The organism is Duganella sp. CT11-25 (genome assembly GCF_047302815.1).
Taxonomy (GTDB): Bacteria; Pseudomonadota; Gammaproteobacteria; order Burkholderiales; family Burkholderiaceae_D; genus Rugamonas.
On the sequence record NZ_JBKBFD010000001.1, the window covers coordinates 435,406 to 457,168 of the forward strand.

Annotated in this window: 15 protein-coding genes and 4 tRNA genes; 15 read left to right on the top strand and 4 right to left on the bottom strand. The window is 63.1% G+C overall.

Features of this window, described 5'->3' with window-relative positions; genetic code table 11:
* Positions 1 to 160 precede the first annotated feature (160 nt).
* From ACEN9F_RS01750 to ACEN9F_RS01800, 11 genes are all read left to right on the top strand, one after another.
* Positions 161 to 247, top strand: a tRNA-Leu gene (locus ACEN9F_RS01750).
* Positions 248 to 278: 31 nt separating this feature from the next.
* Complete coding sequence (gene tig / locus ACEN9F_RS01755) at positions 279 to 1,619, top strand: trigger factor (RefSeq protein WP_413417217.1); 1,341 nt, start codon at positions 279 to 281, stop codon at positions 1,617 to 1,619.
* A gap of 97 nt (positions 1,620 to 1,716) precedes the next feature.
* Positions 1,717 to 2,334 (top strand): ATP-dependent Clp endopeptidase proteolytic subunit ClpP, encoded by a 618-nt coding sequence (clpP, locus tag ACEN9F_RS01760; protein WP_413426936.1) that lies wholly within the window; start codon positions 1,717 to 1,719, stop codon positions 2,332 to 2,334.
* A 172-nt stretch (positions 2,335 to 2,506) separates the two neighbouring features.
* Entirely contained in the window at positions 2,507 to 3,775 is a 1,269-nt protein-coding gene (clpX, locus tag ACEN9F_RS01765) for an ATP-dependent Clp protease ATP-binding subunit ClpX (RefSeq protein ID WP_413417219.1), read from the top strand.
* 276 nt (positions 3,776 to 4,051) lie between these two features.
* Positions 4,052 to 6,463 carry an endopeptidase La gene (lon, locus tag ACEN9F_RS01770; protein ID WP_413417221.1) on the top strand — a complete coding sequence of 804 codons (2,412 nt, stop codon included), beginning with the start codon at positions 4,052 to 4,054 and terminating at the stop codon, positions 6,461 to 6,463.
* 215 nt (positions 6,464 to 6,678) lie between these two features.
* Positions 6,679 to 6,951, top strand: a complete 273-nt coding sequence (locus ACEN9F_RS01775; protein ID WP_070266615.1) for an HU family DNA-binding protein — start codon at positions 6,679 to 6,681, stop codon at positions 6,949 to 6,951.
* Between the two features lie 50 nt (positions 6,952 to 7,001).
* Positions 7,002 to 7,077, top strand: a tRNA-Val gene (locus ACEN9F_RS01780).
* 38 nt (positions 7,078 to 7,115) lie between these two features.
* Positions 7,116 to 7,192, top strand: a tRNA-Asp gene (locus ACEN9F_RS01785).
* A 27-nt stretch (positions 7,193 to 7,219) separates the two neighbouring features.
* Positions 7,220 to 7,296 (top strand) — tRNA-Asp (locus ACEN9F_RS01790).
* 228 nt (positions 7,297 to 7,524) lie between these two features.
* Positions 7,525 to 8,127 (top strand): PEP-CTERM sorting domain-containing protein, encoded by a 603-nt coding sequence (locus tag ACEN9F_RS01795; protein WP_413417223.1) that lies wholly within the window; start codon positions 7,525 to 7,527, stop codon positions 8,125 to 8,127.
* 192 nt (positions 8,128 to 8,319) lie between these two features.
* Entirely contained in the window at positions 8,320 to 10,230 is a 1,911-nt protein-coding gene (locus tag ACEN9F_RS01800) for a SurA N-terminal domain-containing protein (protein ID WP_413417225.1), read from the top strand.
* A 129-nt stretch (positions 10,231 to 10,359) separates the two neighbouring features.
* Here the strand turns inward: ACEN9F_RS01800 and ACEN9F_RS01805 are convergent, their stop codons facing one another.
* The 3 genes from ACEN9F_RS01805 to ACEN9F_RS01815 all read right to left on the bottom strand — a co-directional run bounded on the left by ACEN9F_RS01805 (position 10,360) and on the right by ACEN9F_RS01815 (position 14,796).
* Positions 10,360 to 12,828 carry a TonB-dependent receptor plug domain-containing protein gene (locus ACEN9F_RS01805; protein WP_413417227.1) on the bottom strand — a complete coding sequence of 823 codons (2,469 nt, stop codon included), beginning with the start codon at positions 12,826 to 12,828 and terminating at the stop codon, positions 10,360 to 10,362.
* Between the two features lie 262 nt (positions 12,829 to 13,090).
* Entirely contained in the window at positions 13,091 to 14,149 is a 1,059-nt protein-coding gene (mnmH, locus tag ACEN9F_RS01810) for a tRNA 2-selenouridine(34) synthase MnmH (RefSeq protein WP_413417229.1), read from the bottom strand.
* Positions 14,146 to 14,796 carry an arylesterase gene (locus tag ACEN9F_RS01815; protein ID WP_413417231.1) on the bottom strand — a complete coding sequence of 217 codons (651 nt, stop codon included), beginning with the start codon at positions 14,794 to 14,796 and terminating at the stop codon, positions 14,146 to 14,148. Before ACEN9F_RS01815 ends, mnmH begins: the two co-directional genes overlap by 4 nt.
* Before the next feature lie 31 nt (positions 14,797 to 14,827).
* Between ACEN9F_RS01815 and ACEN9F_RS01820 the strand changes: the two genes are divergently transcribed.
* On the top strand, positions 14,828 to 15,547 hold the full coding sequence (locus ACEN9F_RS01820) for an ABC transporter ATP-binding protein (protein ID WP_413426938.1): 720 nt from the start codon (positions 14,828 to 14,830) through the stop codon (positions 15,545 to 15,547).
* 25 nt (positions 15,548 to 15,572) lie between these two features.
* Here the strand turns inward: ACEN9F_RS01820 and ACEN9F_RS01825 are convergent, their stop codons facing one another.
* Positions 15,573 to 17,078: an NAD(P)H-hydrate dehydratase gene (locus ACEN9F_RS01825; RefSeq protein WP_413417233.1), complete on the bottom strand. Its 1,506-nt coding sequence runs from the start codon at positions 17,076 to 17,078 to the stop codon at positions 15,573 to 15,575.
* Positions 17,079 to 17,172: 94 nt separating this feature from the next.
* On the opposite strand from ACEN9F_RS01825, the gene ACEN9F_RS01830 reads away from it, so the two are divergent.
* From ACEN9F_RS01830 to ACEN9F_RS01840, 3 genes are read left to right on the top strand one after another with little or no spacing between them, the layout of a single operon-like run.
* Entirely contained in the window at positions 17,173 to 20,784 is a 3,612-nt protein-coding gene (locus ACEN9F_RS01830) for a hydantoinase B/oxoprolinase family protein (RefSeq protein WP_413417235.1), read from the top strand.
* 51 nt (positions 20,785 to 20,835) lie between these two features.
* The gene (locus ACEN9F_RS01835) at positions 20,836 to 21,057 is read left to right on the top strand and encodes a helix-turn-helix domain-containing protein (protein ID WP_413417237.1); all 222 of its coding nucleotides are present in this window, start codon (positions 20,836 to 20,838) and stop codon (positions 21,055 to 21,057) included.
* Positions 21,058 to 21,060: 3 nt separating this feature from the next.
* Positions 21,061 to 21,579 (top strand): Clp protease N-terminal domain-containing protein, encoded by a 519-nt coding sequence (locus ACEN9F_RS01840; protein ID WP_413417239.1) that lies wholly within the window; start codon positions 21,061 to 21,063, stop codon positions 21,577 to 21,579.
* The last annotated feature ends 184 nt before the right edge of the window (positions 21,580 to 21,763 follow it).

Below are 21,763 nucleotides of genomic sequence, written 5' to 3' on the forward strand. Positions count from 1 at the left end.
AAAAATCACCGGAATGTTGGCGAGAGATTAAAAATCGCCACATTTCGCTGAAAAACCCGTTAAAATACCGCGTTGAAGTTGAAAGCTCCTGCGAAATTTAGCAGGAACAGGGCGACCGTTTTCACTTACGGGTCGCCCTTTGCTTTTGTGCAAACATGCCGCGAGGATGGCGAAATTGGTAGACGCACCAGGTTTAGGTCCTGACGCCAGCAATGGTGTGGGGGTTCGAGTCCCCCTCCTCGCACCAACTGTATTCTTATTTTTTGGACGATTTTTACATGGCAACTGCAGTCGAAACCTTAGGCAAACTCGAACGTCGTATCACGATCTCCTTCCCGCTGACCGAAGTCCGCACCGAAGTTGAGAAGCGCCTGAAAGTGCAAGCCAAAACGGCTAAGGCACCAGGCTTCCGTCCGGGTAAAGTTCCTCTGAAAATGGTCGCGGCACAATACGGTTATCAGATCGAGACCGAAGTGCTGAACGATAAAGTTGGCCGCGCTTTCAACGACGCAGCAAACGAAAACCAACTGCGCGTAGCAGGCTACCCGAACATCGAGCCTAAGCAGGAATCGCCAGCCGGCGTCCTGACCTTCGACGCGACCTTCGAAATCTACCCGGACGTGGTCGTTGGCGACCTGTCGGCCGTGGAAATCGAAACCGTCAAGGCCGACGTCTCGGACGCGGAAATCGACAAGACCATCGAAATCCTGCGCAAGCAGCGCGTGCACTTCCACACCAAGGGTGAAGCCGGCGAACACGGCGACGGCGGCGCGCCAGTCGCAGCCAACGGCGACCGCGTGACCGTGGACTTCGTCGGTTCGATCGACGACGTCGAGTTCCCAGGCGGCAAAGCTGACGACTACACGTTCGTGCTGGGCGAAGGCCGCATGCTGCCGGAATTCGAAGCCGCCACCGTCGGCCTGAAAGTCGGCGAAGCCAAGACCTTCCCACTGGCTTTCCCAGAGGACTACCATGGCAAGGACGTCGCCGGTAAAACCGCATCGTTCACCATCACCCTGAAAAAGCTGGAATGGGCGCACCTGCCGGAAGTCGGTGCGGAATTCGCCAAGTCGCTGGGCGTGGCCGACGGCGACGTCGCTAAAATGCGCGAAGACATCAAAGTCAACCTGGAACGCGAAGTCGCGGGCCGCGTGAAAGCGCGCAACAAGGAAGCCGTCATGGACGCGCTGGTGAAAACCGCGACCCTGGACGTGCCGAAGGCCCTGATCGCCCAAGACACCGAGCGCCTGGCCGAAATGACCCGCCAGGACATGGCGCAGCGCGGCATGAACGTCAAGGACGTGCCATTCCCGCCGGAACTGTTCGCGGACAAAGCCGAGCGTCGCGTACGCCTGGGCCTGATCCTGTCGCAACTGGTCGGCGAGAACAAGCTGCAAGCCCAGCCTGAACAGGTCAAGGCGCAAGTCGAAGACTTCGCACAGAGCTACGAAGACCCGCGCGAAGTGCTGAAGTACTACTACAGCGATCGCCGCCGCCTGGCCGAAGTCGAAGCCCTTGTATTGGAAGAAAACGTCGTCAACTACGTCCTGGGCCTGTCGAAAACTTCGTCCAAGGTTGTTGCCTTCGACGAACTGATGGGAAGCAACGCTCAAGCGTAATTCAGCATCGGCCGGACGTGCGAGTTTGATGCAAGGAATTGATGTAAAATTCACACTCCGGCCTATAGCTGCTTCACAAGGAAATGGAATGACTGGTATGAACCGAAATCCGGCGCTGGACACTGAAATGCTCGGCCTGGTGCCGATGGTGGTGGAACAAAGCGGCCGCGGCGAGCGCTCTTACGACATCTACTCGCGCCTGCTCAAGGAACGCATTATCTTCATGGTCGGCCCGGTCAACGACCAGATGGCCAACCTGGTGGTGGCCCAGTTGCTGTTCCTGGAAAGCGAAAATCCAGACAAGGACATCTCGCTGTACATCAACTCTCCGGGCGGCTCCGTGTCGGCCGGCCTGGCGATCTTCGATACGATGCAGTTCATCAAGCCGGACGTCTCGACGCTGTGCACCGGCATGGCCGCCTCGATGGGCGCCTTCCTGCTGGCCGCCGGCGCCAAGGGCAAGCGTTTCTCGCTGCCGAACTCGCGCATCATGATTCACCAGCCGTCGGGCGGCTCGCAAGGCATGGCTTCGGACATCGAAATCCAGGCCAAGGAAATCCTGTACCTGCGTCACCGTCTGAACTCGATCATGGCCGAGCGTACCGGCCAATCCGTCGAGCAGATCGCCAAAGACACCGATCGCGATCGTTTCATGTCGGCGGAAGAGGCTGTAGAGTACGGTTTGATCGACAAAATGTTGGCCACCCGGGCTTGATGCTTCCATCGCAGCATGGCTGAAAAGACGCCCGGGCGATTAATCGTTCGGGCGTTTCGTTTTTATTTCGGGTAGCATGTGGTTGTAGGCGGACTTTTCCGGACTGCATTCGTAGCGATCACTGCTTCCTGGCAACAGCTAAGCCTTTCAGTAACCCAAAGAAAACTGCCCCATGTCAGACAAAAAATCCTCCAGCGGCGAAAAATTACTGTACTGCTCGTTTTGCGGCAAAAGCCAGCATGAGGTAAAGAAACTCATCGCCGGCCCGTCGGTCTTCATCTGCGACGAATGCATCGATCTGTGCAACGACATCATCCGCGATGAAACCTCGGCCATCGAGTCGGTCACGGGCGCCAAGTCGGACCTGCCGACCCCGCACGAAATCAAGGACTTGCTGGACCAGTACGTCATCGGCCAGCAAACGGCCAAGCGCATCCTGTCGGTGGCGGTGTACAACCACTACAAGCGCTTGAAGCACCTGGGCAAGAAAGACGATATCGAACTGGCCAAGAGCAACATCCTGCTGGTCGGCCCTACCGGCTCCGGCAAGACCCTGCTGGCCCAGACCCTGGCGCGCATGCTGAACGTGCCGTTCGTCATCGCCGACGCCACCACGCTGACCGAAGCGGGCTATGTGGGCGAGGACGTCGAGAATATCATCCAGAAACTGTTGCAAAGCTGCAACTACGACGTCGACAAGGCCCAGCGCGGCATCGTCTACATCGACGAGATCGACAAGATCTCGCGCAAGTCGGACAATCCGTCGATCACCCGCGACGTGTCGGGCGAGGGCGTGCAGCAGGCGCTGCTGAAACTGATCGAGGGCACCATGGCCTCGGTGCCGCCACAAGGCGGGCGCAAGCATCCTAACCAGGACTTCGTGCAGATCGACACCACCAACATCATGTTCATCTGCGGCGGCGCATTTGACGGCCTGGCCAAGGTCATCGCCAACCGTTCGGAGAAATCCGGCATCGGCTTCTCGGCCACCGTGAAGAGCAAGTCGGAGCGCAACGCCAGCGAAATGCTGTTGGAAGCGGAACCGGAAGACTTGATCAAGTTCGGCCTGATCCCCGAACTGGTGGGCCGCCTGCCGGTGGTCGCCACGCTGTCGGAACTGACCGAGGAAGCGCTGATCCAGATCCTGGTCGAGCCGAAGAACGCGCTGGTCAAGCAGTATTCCAAGCTGCTGGACATGGAAGGCGCCGAACTGGAAATCCGTCCGGCCGCCCTGCATGCCATCGCCAAAAAGGCGCTGGCGCGCAAGACTGGCGCGCGCGGCCTGCGTTCGATCCTGGAACACGCATTGCTGGATACGATGTATGAACTGCCAAATGAAACCAATGTCACCAAAGTGGTTATTGATGAGAATACCATCACCAGTGGCGCCAAACCTTTATTGATATATCAAGACCAGGCCAAGGCGTCTGGTGAGAATTAAATAACTTGTGCACACTTGTCCTTGCCGATGCAAAATTCATTTCGCATCCGTGAGGCAAGGCGGTACAATTTAAATCAATAAAAGAATACAGGCTTCATTCGGAAAGCCACTCGTGACTGCCCTGTCGCGCGTGGCTTTTTTATTTGATGTATTCTTTTAGAGGTCGACTCGCATCCTTGAATACTCTTCTTTAGGAGAATTATTTGTTGCAGTTCGGTCTTGTGATTTGGCAAATCAGCGCCCACATCATAATCACGCTTTCACATAAGGTACGCCATGACAACTTCCAAATTAACTGAGCAAACTCAACTGCCGTTATTGCCGCTGCGGGATGTTGTAGTTTTCCCGCATATGGTGATACCGCTGTTCGTAGGGCGCCCAAAATCGATCAAGGCGCTGGAAGCCGCTATGGAGCAGGGCAAGAGCATCATGCTTGCCGCGCAAAAAGCCGCTGCCAAGGACGAACCTTCTGCTTCCGATATCTACGAGATCGGCTGCGTGGCCAATATTCTGCAAATGCTGAAACTGCCTGACGGCACCGTGAAGGTGCTGGTCGAGGGCGCTCAGCGCGCGCGCATCAATCGCATCACCGACGCGCCGACGCACTTCGTGGCCGACCTGACGCCGCTCGATTCCGAGCTGGGCGACGACTCGGAAATCGAAGCGATGCGCCGCGCCATCGTTCAGCAGTTCGACCAGTACGTCAAGCTGAACAAAAAGATCCCGCCTGAAATCCTCGCTTCGCTGTCGGGCATCGACGACGCCGGCCGCTTGGCCGACACCGTCGCCGCGCACCTGCCGCTGAAGCTTGAGCAGAAACAGGTGATCCTGGAAATCTTCAGCGTGGCCAAGCGCCTGGAACACTTGCTGGGCCAGCTGGAAGGCGAACTCGACATCCTGCAGGTCGAGAAGCGCATCCGCGGCCGCGTCAAGCGCCAGATGGAAAAGTCGCAGCGCGAGTACTACCTGAACGAACAGGTCAAAGCCATCCAGAAGGAACTGGGCGAGGGCGAGGACGGCGCCGACCTGGACGAGCTGGAGAAGAAAGTCGCGCTGGCCAAGATGCCGAAAGAGGCGCTGGACAAGGCCACCGCCGAACTGAAAAAACTCAAGCTGATGTCGCCGATGTCGGCCGAAGCCACCGTCGTGCGCAACTACATCGACACGCTGGTGAGCCTGCCATGGAAGAAAAAATCCAAGGTCAACAACGACCTGTCGAACGCCGAGAAAGTGCTGGAAGGCGATCACTACGGCCTGGATAAGGTCAAGGAACGCATCCTGGAATACCTCGCGGTACAACAGCGCGTCGACAAGCTGAAAGCGCCGATCCTGTGCTTCGTCGGTCCTCCGGGCGTCGGCAAGACCTCGCTGGGCCAGTCCATCGCCCGCGCCACCAACCGCAAGTTCGTGCGCATGGCCCTGGGCGGCGTGCGCGACGAAGCCGAGATCCGCGGCCACCGCCGCACCTACATCGGCTCGATGCCGGGCAAGGTGCTGCAGTCGCTGGCGAAAGTCGGCGTGCGCAATCCGCTGTTCCTGCTGGACGAGATCGACAAGATGGGCGCGGACTTCCGCGGCGATCCGTCGTCGGCCCTGCTGGAGGTGCTGGACCCCGAGCAAAACCACACGTTCTCCGACCACTACATCGAAGTCGATTTCGACCTGTCCGATGTGATGTTCGTGGCGACGTCGAACTCGTACAACATCCCGCCGGCGCTGCTGGACCGCATGGAAGTGATCCGCCTGTCCGGTTACACGGAAGACGAGAAGACCAGCATCGCCCAGCGCTACCTGCTGCCGAAGCAGATCAAGAACAACGGTCTGAAGGAAGATGAAATCTCGGTGGCCGAGTCGGCGCTGCGCGACATCATCCGCTACTACACCCGCGAAGCCGGCGTCCGTTCGCTGGAACGCGAAGTGTCGAAAATCTGCCGCAAAGTCGTCAAGATGCTGCTGCTGAAAAAATCGGATAAGAAGGTCGCGGTCACCAATAAAAACCTGGACAAGTTCCTGGGCGTGCGCCGCTACGATTTCGGCGTCGCGGAAAAGGAAAACCAGATCGGCCAGGTCGTGGGTCTGGCATGGACCGAGGTGGGCGGCGATCTGCTGACCATCGAGGCCGTGCAGATGCCGGGCAAGGGCGGCGTGATACGCACCGGCACCCTGGGCGACGTGATGAAGGAGTCGATCGAGGCAGCCCGCACCGTGGTGCGCAGCCGCGCCAATCGCCTCGGCATCAAGAACGAGGTGTTTGAGAAGAGCGACATCCACATCCACGTGCCGGAAGGCGCAACGCCGAAAGACGGTCCTTCGGCCGGCGCGGCGATGACGGTGGCGATGGTGTCGGTGTTCACCGGGATTCCGGTCCGCGCGGACGTGGCCATGACGGGTGAGATCACCCTGCGCGGCGAAGTGCTGCCGATCGGCGGCTTGAAAGAAAAGCTGCTGGCGGCGCAGCGCGGCGGCATCAAGACCGTGCTGATCCCCGAGCAGAACGTCAAGGACCTGGCCGACATTCCGGACAACGTCAAAAACAAGCTGGAGATCGTGCCGGTGCGTTGGATCGACAAAGTGCTGGAAATCGCGCTGGAACGCATGCCGGAAGCGCTGACGGAAACCGCACCGGTGGAAGCGGTGGCTGCGGCCGCCGCCAAAGCCGACGGCCAAACGGAAGTGGTAAAACACTAACTTTTCCGCCGCATTAGTAACTTGTTGTGCACAAACAGGCGCTTTTATAGCGCCTGTTTGTTATTTAAGCCTGTTTTTCTACAGTGCAGCGCTTGACACAGGGGCGGGCTGGCTTGTTTAATACGGCCTGAGATTTTTCTCGGCCCCGCACTCGGTTTTTAAATGCCGTATTTTTTGTGGGGCGACCGATATAACCTTTGTGACGGGGAATTGCTTTGAATAAGACTGAATTGATCGACCATATTGCTACCACCGCTGATATCTCGAAAGCGGCTGCTGCACGCGCGCTGGACGCGGTGATCGACGGTGTAACCACCACCCTGCAAAAGAACGACAGCGTGACCCTGGTCGGCTTTGGTACCTTCTCCGTGAGCGAACGCGCTGCCCGTACCGGCCGCAATCCGCGCACCAAGGAAGAGATCACCATCGAGGCAGCGAAAGTTCCTAAATTTAAAGCTGGTAAAGCTTTGAAAGATGCTGTAAACTAACGGACTTCAGTGAGCAGCACAGCAACAAGCTGCTCATTAAAGGCAAGATTGGGCGGTTAGCTCAGTTGGTAGAGCGGAGCCCTTACAAGGCTTAGGTCGGGAGTTCGAGCCTCTCACCGCCCACCAGTTTTGCTGCAGTAAAAAGTAGTACCCAGTGTTTTGTTGGAGCGGTAGTTCAGTTGGTTAGAATACCGGCCTGTCACGCCGGGGGTCGCGGGTTCGAGTCCCGTCCGCTCCGCCAACAAAATACAACATTGAGTTTGACCAAGGAGCGGTAGTTCAGTTGGTTAGAATACCGGCCTGTCACGCCGGGGGTCGCGGGTTCGAGTCCCGTCCGCTCCGCCAAGAACAAGATGCCCCGCAGCTTATATTAAGCTGCGGGGTTTTTCTTTTTCCGCTCCGTATTATTCGATTATCCTCATTAATATCTCCCTTAGAAACTTTTATTATCTGCCGGTACCGTGCGCGAGTGGCGGACTGGAGGCTTGTAAAATGCGGCGTCCTGGCGGATATGCCGTGACATTGTATTAACTTGATTGCTTAAAATGTAATTTAAAGCGGAGGGGAAATATTATGTTCTTTAAAAAAATCCTTATCGGGGCAGCCTTGCTCAGCGCATCGGCGGCCCAGGCGGCCACGGTGTACGCCGATAATTTCGACACCGACACGCTGGCGCTGAACGCGCTCAGCTTCAACGGCGGCTGGTCGGTCAGCGGCGGCACGGTCGACGTGATCGGCGCCGGCGGCATCTTCGACCTGGCGCCCGGCAACGGCCGCTACATCGACCTGGATGGCTCCAGCAACAACGCCGGCATCTTCGCCAACGCGGTGTCGGTGGTCAGCGGCCAGACCTACACGCTGAGCTTTGACCTGGCCGGCAACCAGCGCGGCGCCGGCCCCGACACGGTCGAAGTCAATTTCGGCAGCGTCAGCCAGGTCTACACCCGCAACGCCGGCGACGCCTTCACCACCTACACACTGAGCTACACCGCGACCTCCACCGGCAAGGCCGGCTTCAGTTTCATCGACAGCGGCAACGACAACCAGGGCGCGCTGCTGGACCGTGTGGCCGTCGCCAGCGCCGCCGCGCCGGTGCCGGAACCGGCAAGCTACGGCATGCTGCTTGGCGGCCTGGGCCTGCTGGGCGCCGTGGCGCGCCGCCGGCGCCGGGGCTAAATCCGGCCTGGAGCGGTTTCAAGCCCGCTGCGGCGGGCTTTTTGTTGCCCGCACGGGCAACGTGTCTGTTTTGCCAAGGATTTACCCTTGCTATGGAGGGGTGTGCACTGTAAAATCCGCGAACCGGAATTGGCGAACGCGAGTTCGCTTTTTTTGTATGTGCAAGTTCCACTCAATCCGAATTGGCAGACCATGTTTGAATTTATTCGTACCCATCAACGCTTGATGCAAATACTCCTGGCGATCATCATCGTCCCGTCGTTTGCATTCGTCGGTATCGGCAGTTACCAAAGCTTCGGCGACGACGCCACCACGATCGCCAAGATCGACGGCAAACCTTTGAGCCAGCTTGAGTTCGACAACGCCTTGCGCAACCAGCTGGACTCTTATCGCCAGCGCCTCGGCGCCCAGTTCGACCAGAAGATGTTCGACACGCCGGAATTCAAGCAAAACATCCTTGACCAGCTGATCGCCGAGCGCGCGATCGCGGCTGAAGTGATCCATTCCAACCTGAGCGTGTCCGATGCGCAGCTGCAGAAGGCCATCGTCGAGATGTTCGGCGGCCCCGGCGCCTTCGACAAGGAGCGCTACATCGCCATCCTGGCCGCGCAAGGCCTGCGTCCGGAGCAGAACGATGCCCGCATGCGCCGCGACATGGCGCTGCAACAGCTGGGCAACGCGATCCAGGGCACCGGCTTCGCGCCGCGCACCATTTCCAAGACGCTGTCCGACATCGGCGCGCAGGAACGCGAAGTGCAGGAACTGCTGTTGCCGGTCACCGACTTCGTCCCGCAGGTCAAGGTGACCGACGAGATGGTCAAGGCCTTCTACGACAAGAACAGCAAGTTCTTCGAACTGCCGGAACAGGCCAAGATCGAGTACGTGGTGTTCAACAACGACGCGGTGCTGAGCCAGATCGCCGTCACCGACGCCGAAGTGGCGGCCTACTACAACGCCAACCAGGCCGGTTTCACCACGCCTGAGAGCCGCCGCGCCAGCCACATCCTGGTGACCGTCAAGAAAGGCGCCAGCGCCGCCGACAAGGCAGCCGCCAAGGCCAAGGCCGACGCCATTGCCGCCGAAGTGCGCAAGAATCCAGCGCAATTCGCCGCCATCGCCAAGGCCAAGTCGGAAGATCCGGGTTCGGCCGAGCAGGGCGGCGACCTGGGCGTGATCGAAAAAGGCACGCTGGTCGCGCCGGTGGAAACCGCGATCGGCAAGCTGAAGCAGGGCGAGATCAGCGACCCGGTGGAATCGGAATTCGGCTACCACGTGCTGACCGTGACCGAACTCAAGCCTGCCGTGGTCAAGCCGCTGGACGCCGCCAAGGTCGAAGTGGCCGAAGCGCTGAAAAAGCAGAAAGCCGCCAAGAAGTATTCGGAAATGGCTGAAGCCTTCACCAACACCGTGTACGAGCAGTCCGACAGCCTGAAGCCGGTTGCCGACAAGCTGGGCCTGAAGATCGAAACCGCCGCCGGCATTTCGCGCACGCCATCGCCGATGGCTGGTCCTGCGCCGTACAACAACGCCAAGTTCCTGGCCGCGCTGTTCTCCAACGACTCGATCAGCAGCAAGCGCAACACCGAAGCGGTCGAGACCGCGCCGAGCACCTTGGTGGCTGGCCGCATCGTCGACTTCAAGCCTGCGTCCAAGCGTCCGCTGGCCGAAGTCGATGCACAGATCCGTCAGCGCGTGACGATGGAAGAAGCCGCCAAGCTGGCCGCCAAGGCTGGCGAAGAGAAACTGGCCGCCTTCAAGAAATCGGGCGACGCCACCGGCTTTGCCGCCGCCAAGCTGGTCTCGCGCTCCAAGCCTGAGAACATCAACGGCCTGGCCATGCAAGCGATCATGAAAGCCGACACCAGCAAGCTGCCGGCCTACGTCGGCGTGGACGTGCCGGGCATGGGCTACGGCGTGTACCGCATCGGCAAGGTGCAGCAGCCAGCCGAGCAGAACGTCGAGCAGCGCAAGGCCGAAGCCGAGCAGATCGGCACCATCCTGGCGCAGCAAGAGATGTATGAATACGTCGAACTGCTGAAGCAAAAAGCCAAGGTAAAAATCCTCAAGCCGATCGTCAAGACGACGGTCACCGAAGTGAAGTAAAAAAAGGGCTGCGACTACGCAGCCCTTTTTACATCCGGGGTCAGGTCCAAAACCTGGACACGACCTCGGCCATACAGATTGCTACACTTCAGGTCGTGTCCAGGTTTTGGACCTGACCCCGGAGTTGCTTTAGAAGGTGTAGTTGAGGCGGGCGTAGTAGTAGCCGCCGTTGATGCCGATCGGCGAAAACGACGGGTATTGCGTGACCGCCGCCGTGTTCTGCGCCGCGCGCGCGGCCGTGATGTAGGCCTGGTTCACCTTGTCCGGATACTTGTTGAACAGGTTGTTGGCGCCGGCCGACACCGTGATCGCCTTGGTGGCGCGGTACGAGACTTCGAGGTCGGTGGTGAACAAGGTGTCGATCTTGGTCTGGTAGTAATCGACGTTGTTCAGCGAACTGTATGAAGACGACGGACCATACAGCGACTCGCGCAGGTTCACCGTCCAGTCGCCCAGCTTCCACAGCGCACCCAGATTCAAGCGGGTCTTCGGCGACGAACTCTCCAGCGAGGCGATCGCCGCCTGGTCCAGCAACTTCTGCGGCAGCAATTGCGACGGCGCCTGGTTGATCTTGGTGACTTCGACCTTGTTGTAGTTGTAGGCCGCCGACCAGTCCACCCGTCCCATTCCCGCAAAGTTGCTGCTGTACGAGAACACCGCTTCCAGCCCCGTGTTCTTGGTGTCGGCCGCGTTCGAGAACACGCTGATGCCGGTACGGGTCACGGTCGGGTCGAGGATGTTGCCGTTGGCTTTGATCGCCGCCACCACCGCCGGCGAGTTCACCGTGTTGCCGGAGCCGAACAAGGTGCCGCTGCCGACGATGCGGTCGCGGATCTCGATGCTGTAGGCGTCGATCGTCAGCGTCGATTTGGCGATCGGGTGCAGCACCAGGCCGACGCTGTAGTTGGTGGATTTTTCCGATTTCAAACCGTTGATGCCGATCAGCGACGCGGCCGGCGAATTCGGCGCCAGCTGCACCGAGGCCTGGGTCGGCGAGACGTTGGTGGCCGAGTAGTATTGCTCGGCCATGGTCGGCGCGCGGAAGCCGTTGCTGATGGTGCCGCGCAGCGCGACGGCCGGCGTGAAGTCGTAGCGGCCGGTGAACTTGCCGACCCGCGCGCTGCCGAAGTCGCTGTATTTTTCGTAGCGGGCGGCCACGTCCAGTTTCAGGTTGGCGATCGGCGAGCCGGCGACGTCGATGTACACCGATTTGTTGTTGCGGCTGTGGCTGCCCGCGTCGGTCAGCGAGAAGCCCGGATACGATTGCGAGCCTTCCTTGTAGCGCGAGGCGGCGTCGCCGGCGCCGATCGCGTAGGTGTCGCGGCGGTATTCGAGGCCGCCGGCCACGCTCAGCGGGCTGGACCAGCCGACCGCGAATTCGTTGGCCAGTTCCAGCGAGGTGGTCCATTGGCTGGCGGTGAAGGTGCCGGCGTGGAATTCGGTCGGCGTCGCGCCGGTGTCGTTGAACAGCGAGATGTTGCCGGAGTTGACCACGCCGATGTCGGCCTCGTCCTTGCCGTAGGTGCTGCTCAGGTCCCAGTTCCAGCCGGCCAGCAGGCCCTTGGCGCCGGCGGTGAAGCCGAAGTCGGTTTCGTCCAGCGCCTCGCGCGGATTGAAGCCGTTCGGGTAGACCTTGGGCAGGCGGCTCGGCACGCGGTAGTTCTCGAAGGCGTCGGCGGTCTTCTTGCCGTAGGTGGCGGTGGTGTACAGCTCGGTGCCGCCGAGGTCGTATCCGGCGTTGAGCGACAGCAGCGAGATGTGGTAGGCGGCGTCGCCGGCGATCTTGTTGGCGTAGGGGTAGCCGTCGGCCTTGGTCAGGTTGGGCATGGCGGCCAGGTTGGCGGCGTTGACCACGCGCGGGTCGATGTCGGAGCGGTCGCTGTGGGCGTGGTACTTGTGCTCGCCGGTGACGTTGATGTAGCTCTTGTCGTTGGGCTCGAAGCCCATGTTGAACGAGGCGTCGCCGGTCTGGCCGCCCTGGTCGATGTAGGCGCCGCCGGTGGTGGTCAGCGAGCCGCCCGAGCTGTCCTTCTTGAGGATGATGTTGATGACGCCGGCGATGGCGTCGGTGCCGTACTGGGCGGCCGCGCCGTCCTGCAGCACTTCGATGTGGTCGATGGCGGCCACCGGGATGAAATTCAGGTCGGTGGCGGCGCCGCCCTGGAACGGGCCGGCCAGCACGGCCAGGTTGGCGGTGGTGTGGCGGCGCTTGCCGTTGACCAGCACCAGCGTGTCGTTCGGGCTCAGGCCGCGCAGGCGGGCCGACAGCGTCAGGTTGGCGGTGTCGCCGCCGAAGGCCTGGGCGGTGAAGGAGGGCAGGTTTTGCGCCAGCGCCTGGATCAGGTCCGGCTGGCCGGTGCGTTCCAGCGAGCCCGAGTCGAGCACCTGGATCGGCGAGGCGCTGTCGACCGCCTTGAGGCCGCTGCGGCGCGTGCCGGTGACGATGACCGCCTCGATATTGTCGCCAACCGCGGCGGGGGCTGCCGGTGCGGCGGCGCTGTCTTCGGCGGCCAGGGCTGCGGTGCAGGCGCCCGCTTGCAGGGCCAGTAATACAGCTTGCGTCAATAAACGTTTTTTCATGCGCATCGGTTGCTTCATCGGTACCGCTCCTTCAGGGTTGAGAAATGAAACTGTCATAACATTTCTTACCTAACCGCAAAATGCATGCCACGGATTTCAAAATGAAAGCCATGTAAATACTTTGCGGGAGCGACGCCGGCCGACCGAGGGGGATCATTTAGTGCGTATAAGCAAATCCCGTAAGTAGCATCACCGGCGCGGCCGTGTAACAAAGTGTGTTCGGCGCGCGCAGGTGGTCTGCACTACTTTGGGCGATGCACTACTGTGGGAGTTGTGGTTACTACGTAGCGGCGGTCAATTGCAGGGCGGCGGCGCTGAAGGCCGCGCTGTCGATGTCGTCCAGTTCCAGCGGCGTGGCCTGGTCGAATTTGATGAAGTTGCGGTCGATCGAGCGCAGGTAGGCGGGGTCGTAGTGATCGGCCAGCAGTTCCTCGACCAGCGGCGCCATCTGGCCGGCGTTCGACATCGCGTGCCAGCGGGCGATCTTTTCGCGGCCGTGCAGCGTCGTCAGGTGCTGCAGCTGCTCGTTGAGCGAGGCCGGGCTGGCCAGGAAGTGCTCGTAGTCTTCCATCAGCAGCCGCACGCGGTTGGCGCGGGACAGCGTCAGCGAGATGCAGTCCGAGGCGCGCATGGTGTCCATCAGCGCGGCCGGCACGCGCAGGTTGCCCACTTTCTTGCTTTCCGATTCGACGAACACGGGGCGCGCCGGGTCGAAGCGGCGCAGCCTGTTCCAGATGCTGCTTTCAAAGGCTTTCTGGCTGGGCTGCGGCTGGCTCGGCAGGTCGCCCAGCACCGAGCCGCGGTGCGCCGCCAACTGCTCCAGGTCCAGCACCTGCGCGCCTTGCGCGTGCAGCATTTCCAGCAGGCGGCTCTTGCCGCTGCCGGTGGTGCCGCAGATGACCCTGAAGTTGAGCGTCGGCGCTTGCTCCAGCTCGGCGTTGACGTGGGCGCGGAAGGCCTTGTAGCCGCCGTCCAGCTGCACCACCGGCCAGCCGACCTTGGCCAGGATGTGCGCCATCGAGCCGCTGCGGTTGCCGCCGCGCCAGCAATAGACCAGCGGCCGCCATTCGCGCGGCTTGTCCAGCCACAGCTGCTCGATGTGGTTGGCGATGTTCCTGGCCACCAGCGCCGCGCCGACCTTCTTGGCTTCGAACGAGCCGATCTGCTTGTACATGGTGCCGACGCGGATGCGCTGCTCGTCGTCCAGCACCGGCGCGTTGATGGCGCCGGGCAGGTGGTCGATCGCGTATTCGGACGGGCTGCGGGCGTCGATGATGGCGTCGAAGCTGTCCAGTTGCAGGAGCACGTCTTCGAAGCTGAGAATTTCCGGATACTTCATTTTGCCTTGATGGTTTTTTGCAGGGTAGGCCAGATATTGGCCAGGATGATGGGGTGGGCTTCGGCCAGCGGGTGCAGGCGGTCCGGCTGGAACAGCTGCGGCTTCTCGGCCACGCCTTCGAGCATGAAGGGCACCAGCGGCGCCTTGATCTCCTGGCTGAGCGTGCCGTACATGGCGAAGAATTTGTCGGCGTAGTCGCGGCCGTAGTTGGGCGGCATGCGCATGCCGATCAGCATGACCTTGGCGTCGGCCTTGGCGGCGGCGTCGACCATCGCGCGCAGGTTGGCTTGCGCGGCGGCGACCGGCAGGCCGCGCAGGCCGTCGTTGGCGCCCAGTTCGATGACCACCAGCGCCGGCTTGTATTTTTCCAGCAGGGCCGGCAGGCGCGAGCGGCCGCCGCTGGTGGTCTCGCCGCTGACGCTGGCGTTGACCACGGTGGCCTCGATGTTTTGCTGCTTGAGCTTTTGCTCGGCCAGCGCGACCCAGCCGGCGCCGCGCGCCAGGCCGTATTCGGCCGACAGGCTGTCGCCGAGCACAAGCACGGTTTTTGGTGCAGAATAGGCGCTCGCCGCTGCCGATAACAGGAGCAGGGCGGCCAGTGCGTGTACACTCAGTTTTTTTGACAAATCATTTAACAATTTCAGCATGCCCGACTTCCCTAAAGCGTCTTCCAATTTCATGCCGGATGGTCCGGGTTCAGTTGCAGCGGCGGTCTCGCCGTCGCCGGCGTTGGCGCAGCCCGCGATTGCCGTCAGCGGCCTGGCCAAGCGCGTCGCCGACGCCAGCGGCGAGCTGACGATCCTGCACGAGGTGGATTTTACCGTGCAAAAAGCCGAGACGCTCGCCATTGTAGGCGCTTCCGGTTCCGGCAAGTCGACTTTGCTGGGCTTGCTGGCCGGGCTGGACACGCCCAGCGCCGGCAAGGTCATGCTCGACGGCGTGGACATTTATGCCCTGGATGAAGACGGCCGCGCCGCGCTGCGCAAGGCCAGGCTGGGTTTTGTGTTCCAGTCCTTCCAGCTGCTGGCGCATTTGACCGCGGTGGAAAACGTCATGCTGCCGCTGGAGCTGAGCGGCGCCACGCATGCGCGCGAGCGGGCCGAGGCGATGCTGGAGCGGGTCGGCCTGGCCAGCCGCCTGAAGCACTATCCGAAGTACCTGTCCGGCGGCGAGCAGCAGCGCGTGGCGTTGGCGCGCGCCTTCGTCACCGAGCCGCCGCTGCTGTTTGCCGACGAGCCGACCGGCAGCCTGGACGCGGCCACCGGCGAATCCGTCATCAAGCTGATGTTCGAATTGAATCGCCAGCACGGCTCGACGCTGGTGCTGGTGACGCACGACCAGGCCATGGCCGCCCGCTGCGGCCGCACCATCACCATCGCCGCCGGCCGCCTGGTTTAAGCCCACCGAAGTTTGACACCGAAGTTTAATGGCCGTGGTGCTGGACCATGCGGTTGAGCGCGACGCGGATCGCCGGGATCAGCTCGCCGGCGGCGAGGCCGATCGGGCCCGTGCCTTCGGTCACCAGTACGTCGGCCGCCATGCCGTGCAGCCAGACGGCGGCCAGCGCCGCTTCCCATTGCGGCCAGCCTTGCGCCAGCAGGCTGCCGCACAATCCGGCCAGCACGTCGCCGGTGCCGGCCGTGGCCAGCGCCGGATTGCCGGTGGTGTTGATGACGGCGTTGCCGCCCGGTGAGGCGATCACCGTTCCCGATCCTTTTAAGATCACGCAGGCGTGCAGCCGCGCGGCCAGCGTGCGCGCGGCCGCGACGCGGTCGGCCTGCACGTCGGCGATGCCGACGCCGAGCAGGCGCGCCGCTTCCAGCGGGTGCGGCGTCAACACCACGGCGGCCGGACGCTTGGCCAGCGCGCTTTGCAGCGCCGGGTCGGCGGCCAGTAGGTTGAGCGCGTCGGCGTCGGCCAGCAGCGCGCTGCCGCAGCCGACCGCGCGCGCCAGCAGTTCCGCCGCGTGGCGCGAGGCGCCCAGGCCGGGGCCGATCACCAGCGTGGCCAGGCTCATGTCGAAGTCGCCGGCGAGGCGGCACATCAGTTCCGGCTGGACCGGGTCGCACGCCAGCGCGTCCTCGGCGAACAGCGCGTAGACGCGGCCGGCGCCGCTGTGCAGCGCGGCCCGCGCCGCCAGCAACGGCGCGCCGCTCATGCCGCGCGCGCCGCCGATCACGGCGACATTGCCGTAGCTGCCTTTGTGCGAATTGTGGCGCCGCGCGCGCAGGTGGCGCGAGAAGAATTTGACGTTGTTCAGGTGCAGCCGGGCCGGCGTGAAATGGCTGGCGTCGATCTCCAGCCGCGAGACGTCCACCAGGCCGGCGTAGTCGCGGCCGTCGCAGGTGTGCAGGCCGGGCTTGTCGCCGATGAAGCTGATCGTGTGCGTGGCGTGGATGGCGACGCCGTCCGGGCCGACGATGGCGCCGGTGTCGGCGTCAAGGCCGCTGGGCACGTCCAGCGCCAGCACCTGGCAGCTCAATGCATTGACCGCCAGCGCCAGTTCGCGCAGCGCGCCGGTCAGCGGGCGCCTGAGGCCGATGCCGAACAGGCCGTCGACCACCAGGCTCCATTCGGTGCCGGCGATCTCCGCGTCGGCGGCGTCGCGGAAGCGGGCGTCGCTGCCGCGCGCGCGCGCCAGCGCGGCGGCGCGCTCAAGCGAGGACGCGCCGGGCGGCGCATAATGGATGACGGTGACCTGCGCGCCGGTGAACGACAGGTGGGCGGCCGCTTCGAGCGCGTCGCCGCCGTTGTCGCCGGGGCCGGCCAGCACCAGTACCCTGGCGTGCGCGGTGGAGAAGGGCAGCAGGTCGAGCGCGGCGTTAGCGCCGGCCTGGCCGGCGCGCTGCATCAACGCGCCGGCGGGCAGCGCGGCGGCGGCGGCTTGTTCGATGGCGCGGATTTCAGCGACTGAGTAAAGTGGGTTCATGGTGCAATTTTAGCATCTAAATTTCTGTAAAGGCCGCTGTGCGGTATGCCTTTCTGACACTACAATAGTCGCTTCAGTCATTAGTGAGGCTTGCATGGATTGGCAATTCTGGATAGACCGTGGCGGTACGTTCACCGACATCGTGGCGCGCGCGCCCGATGGCCGGCTGCGCACGCTCAAGCTGTTGTCCGAGAATCCCGAACAATATCCCGACGCGGCCATCGCCGGCATCCGCCAGCTGATGGGCCTGGCCAAGGGCAAGCCGATACCGGTGGCGCAGATCGGCGCCGTCAAGATGGGCACCACGGTGGCCACCAACGCGCTGCTGGAGCGCAAGGGGGAGCCGACCGCGCTGGCCATCACGCGCGGCTTCCGCGATGCGCTGCGCATCGCCTATCAGAATCGTCCGCGCCTGTTCGACCGCCACATCCTGCTGCCGGAGCTGCTGTACAGCCACGTGACCGAGATCGACGAGCGCATGGATGCGCATGGCGAGACGGTGCTGGCGGTCGACTTGACGACCGCGCGCGCGGGACTGGCCGCCGCCTACGACATGGGCCTGCGCTCGCTGGCCATCGTCTTCATGCACGGCTACCGCTATCAGGCGCACGAGGTCAAGGTGGCCGAGATGGCGCGCGAGATGGGCTTTACGCAGGTCTCCGTGTCGCACGAGGTGAGCCCGATGATGAAGCTGGTGGCGCGCGGCGACACCACGGTGGTCGACGCCTATCTGTCGCCGATCCTGCGGCGCTACGTCGACCAGGTGGCCAAGGAGATGCCGGGCGTGAACCTGCAGTTCATGCAGTCGAGCGGCGGCCTGACCGACGCCCGCGCCTTCCAGGGCAAGGACTCGATCCTCAGCGGCCCGGCCGGCGGCATCGTCGGCATGGTCCGCGCCAGCAAGCTGGCCGGCTTCGACAAGGTGATCGGCTTCGACATGGGCGGCACCTCGACCGACGTGTCGCACTACTCGGGCGAGTTCGAACGCGTGTTCGAGACCCAGGTGGCCGGCGTGCGCATGCGCGCGCCGATGATGAGCATCCACACCGTGGCGGCCGGCGGCGGCTCGATCCTGCATTTCGACGGCAGCCGCTATCGCGTCGGCCCGGACAGCGCGGGCGCCAATCCCGGCCCGGCCAGCTACCGCCGCGGCGGTCCGCTGGCGGTCACCGACTGCAACGTCATGCTGGGCAAGATCCAGCCCAACCACTTCCCGCAACTGTTCGGCGAGGCCGGGCAGCAGGCGCTCGACGCGCCGGCGGTGCGCAAGCAGTTCGCCGAACTGGCCGCGCAGATCGCCGCCGCCACCGGCAAGGAAACCAGGGCCGAGCAGGTGGCCGAGGGCTTCATCGAGATCGCGGTCGGCAATATGGCGAATGCGATCAAGCAGATTTCCGTGCAGCGCGGGCACGACGTGACCGAATACACGCTGACCAGCTTTGGCGGCGCGGGCGGGCAGCACGCCTGCCTGGTGGCGGACGCGCTGGGCATGAAGACGGTGTTCGTGCATTCGCTGGCGGGCGTGATGTCGGCCTACGGCATGGGCCTGGCCGACCAGACCGCGATGCGCGAGGCGGCGGTGGAATCGCGCCTCGGCCCGGATTCGCAGCCGGACCTGGAGGCGCGCCTGCATGCGCTGGGCCGTCAGGCGCGCGCCGACCTGCATCACCAGGGCGTGGAGGATGAGCGCATCGCGCTGATCGGCCGCGTGCACCTGCGCTACGAGGGCACCGATTCGGCGCTGATCGTTTTGTTCGATACCAACGACAGCATGAAGGCGCAGTTCGAAGCGGCCTACCGCAAGCGCTATTCCTTCCTGATGCCGGCCAAGGCGCTGATCGTCGAGGCGGTGTCGGTGGAGGCGGTCGGCAAGTCCGACGCCCCGGCCGAGACGGTGGAGCCGGCGCCGCGCCGCGTGTCCGGCCTGATGCCGCATGCGGTGCTGCCGATGTACACCGGCGGCAAATGGCGCCAGACCAACCTGTACCAGCGCTCGGCCACGCGCATCGGCGATATCGTCAAGGGCCCGGCCATCATCGCCGAGGCCAATGCGACCACCATCGTCGAAGCGGGCTGGCAGGCGGAAGTCTCGCTGCACGACCACCTGGTGCTGAAGCGGATCGCCGCGCTGCCCGAGCGGCGCGCGATCGGCACCACGGCCGATCCGGTGATGCTGGAGATCTTCAACAACCTGTTCATGTCGATCGCCGAGCAAATGGGGCTGCGGCTGCAGAACACCGCGTACTCGGTCAACATCAAGGAGCGGCTGGACTTCAGCTGTGCGATCTTCGATGCCGACGGCAACCTGATCGCCAACGCGCCGCACATGCCGGTGCACCTGGGCTCGATGGGCGAGAGCATCAAGACCGTGATGCGCGAGAACGCCGGCCGCATGCGCGCGGGCGATGTCTTCATGCTCAACGATCCGTACAACGGCGGCACGCACTTGCCGGACGTGACGGTGATCTCGCCGGTGTTCGACGAGGCGGGCCGGGACATCCTGTTCTATGTCGGCTCGCGCGGCCACCATGCGGATATCGGCGGCACCACGCCGGGTTCGATGCCGCCGGATTCGCGCGTGATCGAGGAAGAGGGCGTGCTGATTAATAATTTCAAGCTGGTGGACGGCGCGGCCGGCGGCCAGTTGCGCGAGGCGGAGACGCGGGCCCTGCTGGCCGGCGCGCGCTACCCGGCACGCAATCCGGACCAGAACATGGCGGACCTGCGCGCGCAAGTCGCCGCCAACCAGAAGGGCGTGGACGAACTGCGCAAGATGGTGGCGCACTTTGGCCTGGATGTCGTGCAGGCTTACATGGGGCACGTGCAGGACAACGCGGAGGAGGCGGTGCGGCGCGTGATCAGCGCCTTGAAGGACGGCAGCTATACGCTGCAGCTGGATAACGGCGCGCAGATCCAGGTGGCGGTGCGGGTCGATCAGGCCGGGCGCAGCGCGGAGATCGATTTCACCGGCACGTCGCCGCAGCTAGAGAATAACTTCAATGCGCCGTCGGCGGTGTGCATGGCGGCGGTGCTGTATGTGTTCCGCACGCTGGTCAACGACGAGATTCCTTTGAACGCGGGTTGCCTGAAGCCGCTCAAGGTGCTGATCCCGCCGGGCTCGATGCTGAATCCGCACTATCCGGCGTCGGTTGTGTCGGGCAACGTGGAGACGTCGACCTGCATCACCAATGCGCTGTACGGCGCGCTGGGCGTGATGGCGGCGGCGCAGGGCACGATGAACAACTTCACGTTCGGCAATGCGAAGTACCAGTACTACGAGACCATCAGCGGCGGCTCCGGCGCGGGGCCGGGCTTTGACGGCACCAGCGTCGTGCAGACCAATATGACCAACTCGCGCCTGACCGATCCGGAGATACTGGAGTTCCGTTTCCCGGTGCGGCTGGAGAGCTACGAGATCCGCGAAGGCAGCGGCGGGGCGGGGCAATGGCATGGCGGGAACGGCGGCACACGCAAGGTGCACTTCCTGGAACCGATGACGGCGGCGATCCTGTCCAATAACCGCATCCATGCGCCGTTCGGCATGGCCGGCGGCGAATCGGGCGCGTTGGGCCGCAACACGGTGCTGCGCGCCGACGGCTCGGTCGAGCAGCTGGGCCATATCGGCAAGACCGACATGCGGCCCGGCGATGTCTTCATCATCGAAACGCCGGGCGGCGGCGGCTACGGTCCGGTTGGCGGCACCTAGGAGTTGTCAACTTTGATTGACAACCCCGCATTCGTCAATTAAAGTTGACGCATGACCGATCTCCATCACCTCAAGATTCCTGACGAGCCGGGCGACGCGCTGGCGGCGGCGCTGGCGCTGCGCGAGCTCGCCGACCGGATCGAGCGCAAGGCAGTCAGGCAGGCGATAGCGGACGGCTGGACCTGGGCCCAGATCGCGGAGGCGCTCGGCGTCACCAGGCAGGCCGCCCACAAAAAGCACGCGGCGAATCTGGCGCGCGGCCAAGGAGAATAGACGATGTTCGCTAAACTGAAGCAGCGCTGGAAGGACACCCGCACCATCATGGCCTTGTCGCTGGACGCCGAACGCCGCGCCCTGCAGGCCGGCCAGCAGCATCCCGGCGCCGAGCATTACACGCTGGCCGCGCTGGATCTTGAGGACGGCTCCGCGCGCCGCGTGTTCGAGCGCATCGGCGCCGACCCGGAAGCCTACCGCGCCGCGCTGGCGGAGCGCCACGCGGCCGCGCTGTCCACGCTGGGTATCGATGCCGAATCGCTCCAGCAAGCGGAGCCGTCATCGCCGGCGAACGCCAGCACGCTGTTCGACGCCCAGCCCTCCGGCCAGGCGCTGATGCAAAGCCTGCCCGAGTTGCAGCGCCGCCTGCCCGCACCGCTGTGCGGCGCCCACGTGCTGCTGGCCGCCGCCGCGATGACCCACAGCGCCGCCGGCCGCGCCCTGAAAACCATCCACATCGAACCGCAAGCGCTGAGCCGGGCCGCCGAAGAGGAACTGCGGTCCTTGATAGCGCCCGTATGACGATACCTTGCGCAGCAAAATCCGATACCACGGATTCCGTCCTTGTCCACGCCCGGGCGCCGACGTAAAGTTGGGTTTTTAACAGGTCAAGGGGAGGGCAAAGTGCGAACATTATTCAGGATCTTGCGATCCGGTAGCTCGCCGCGCGTCGCGATCCTTTCAGCCTTCGTGCTATGCGGCTTGT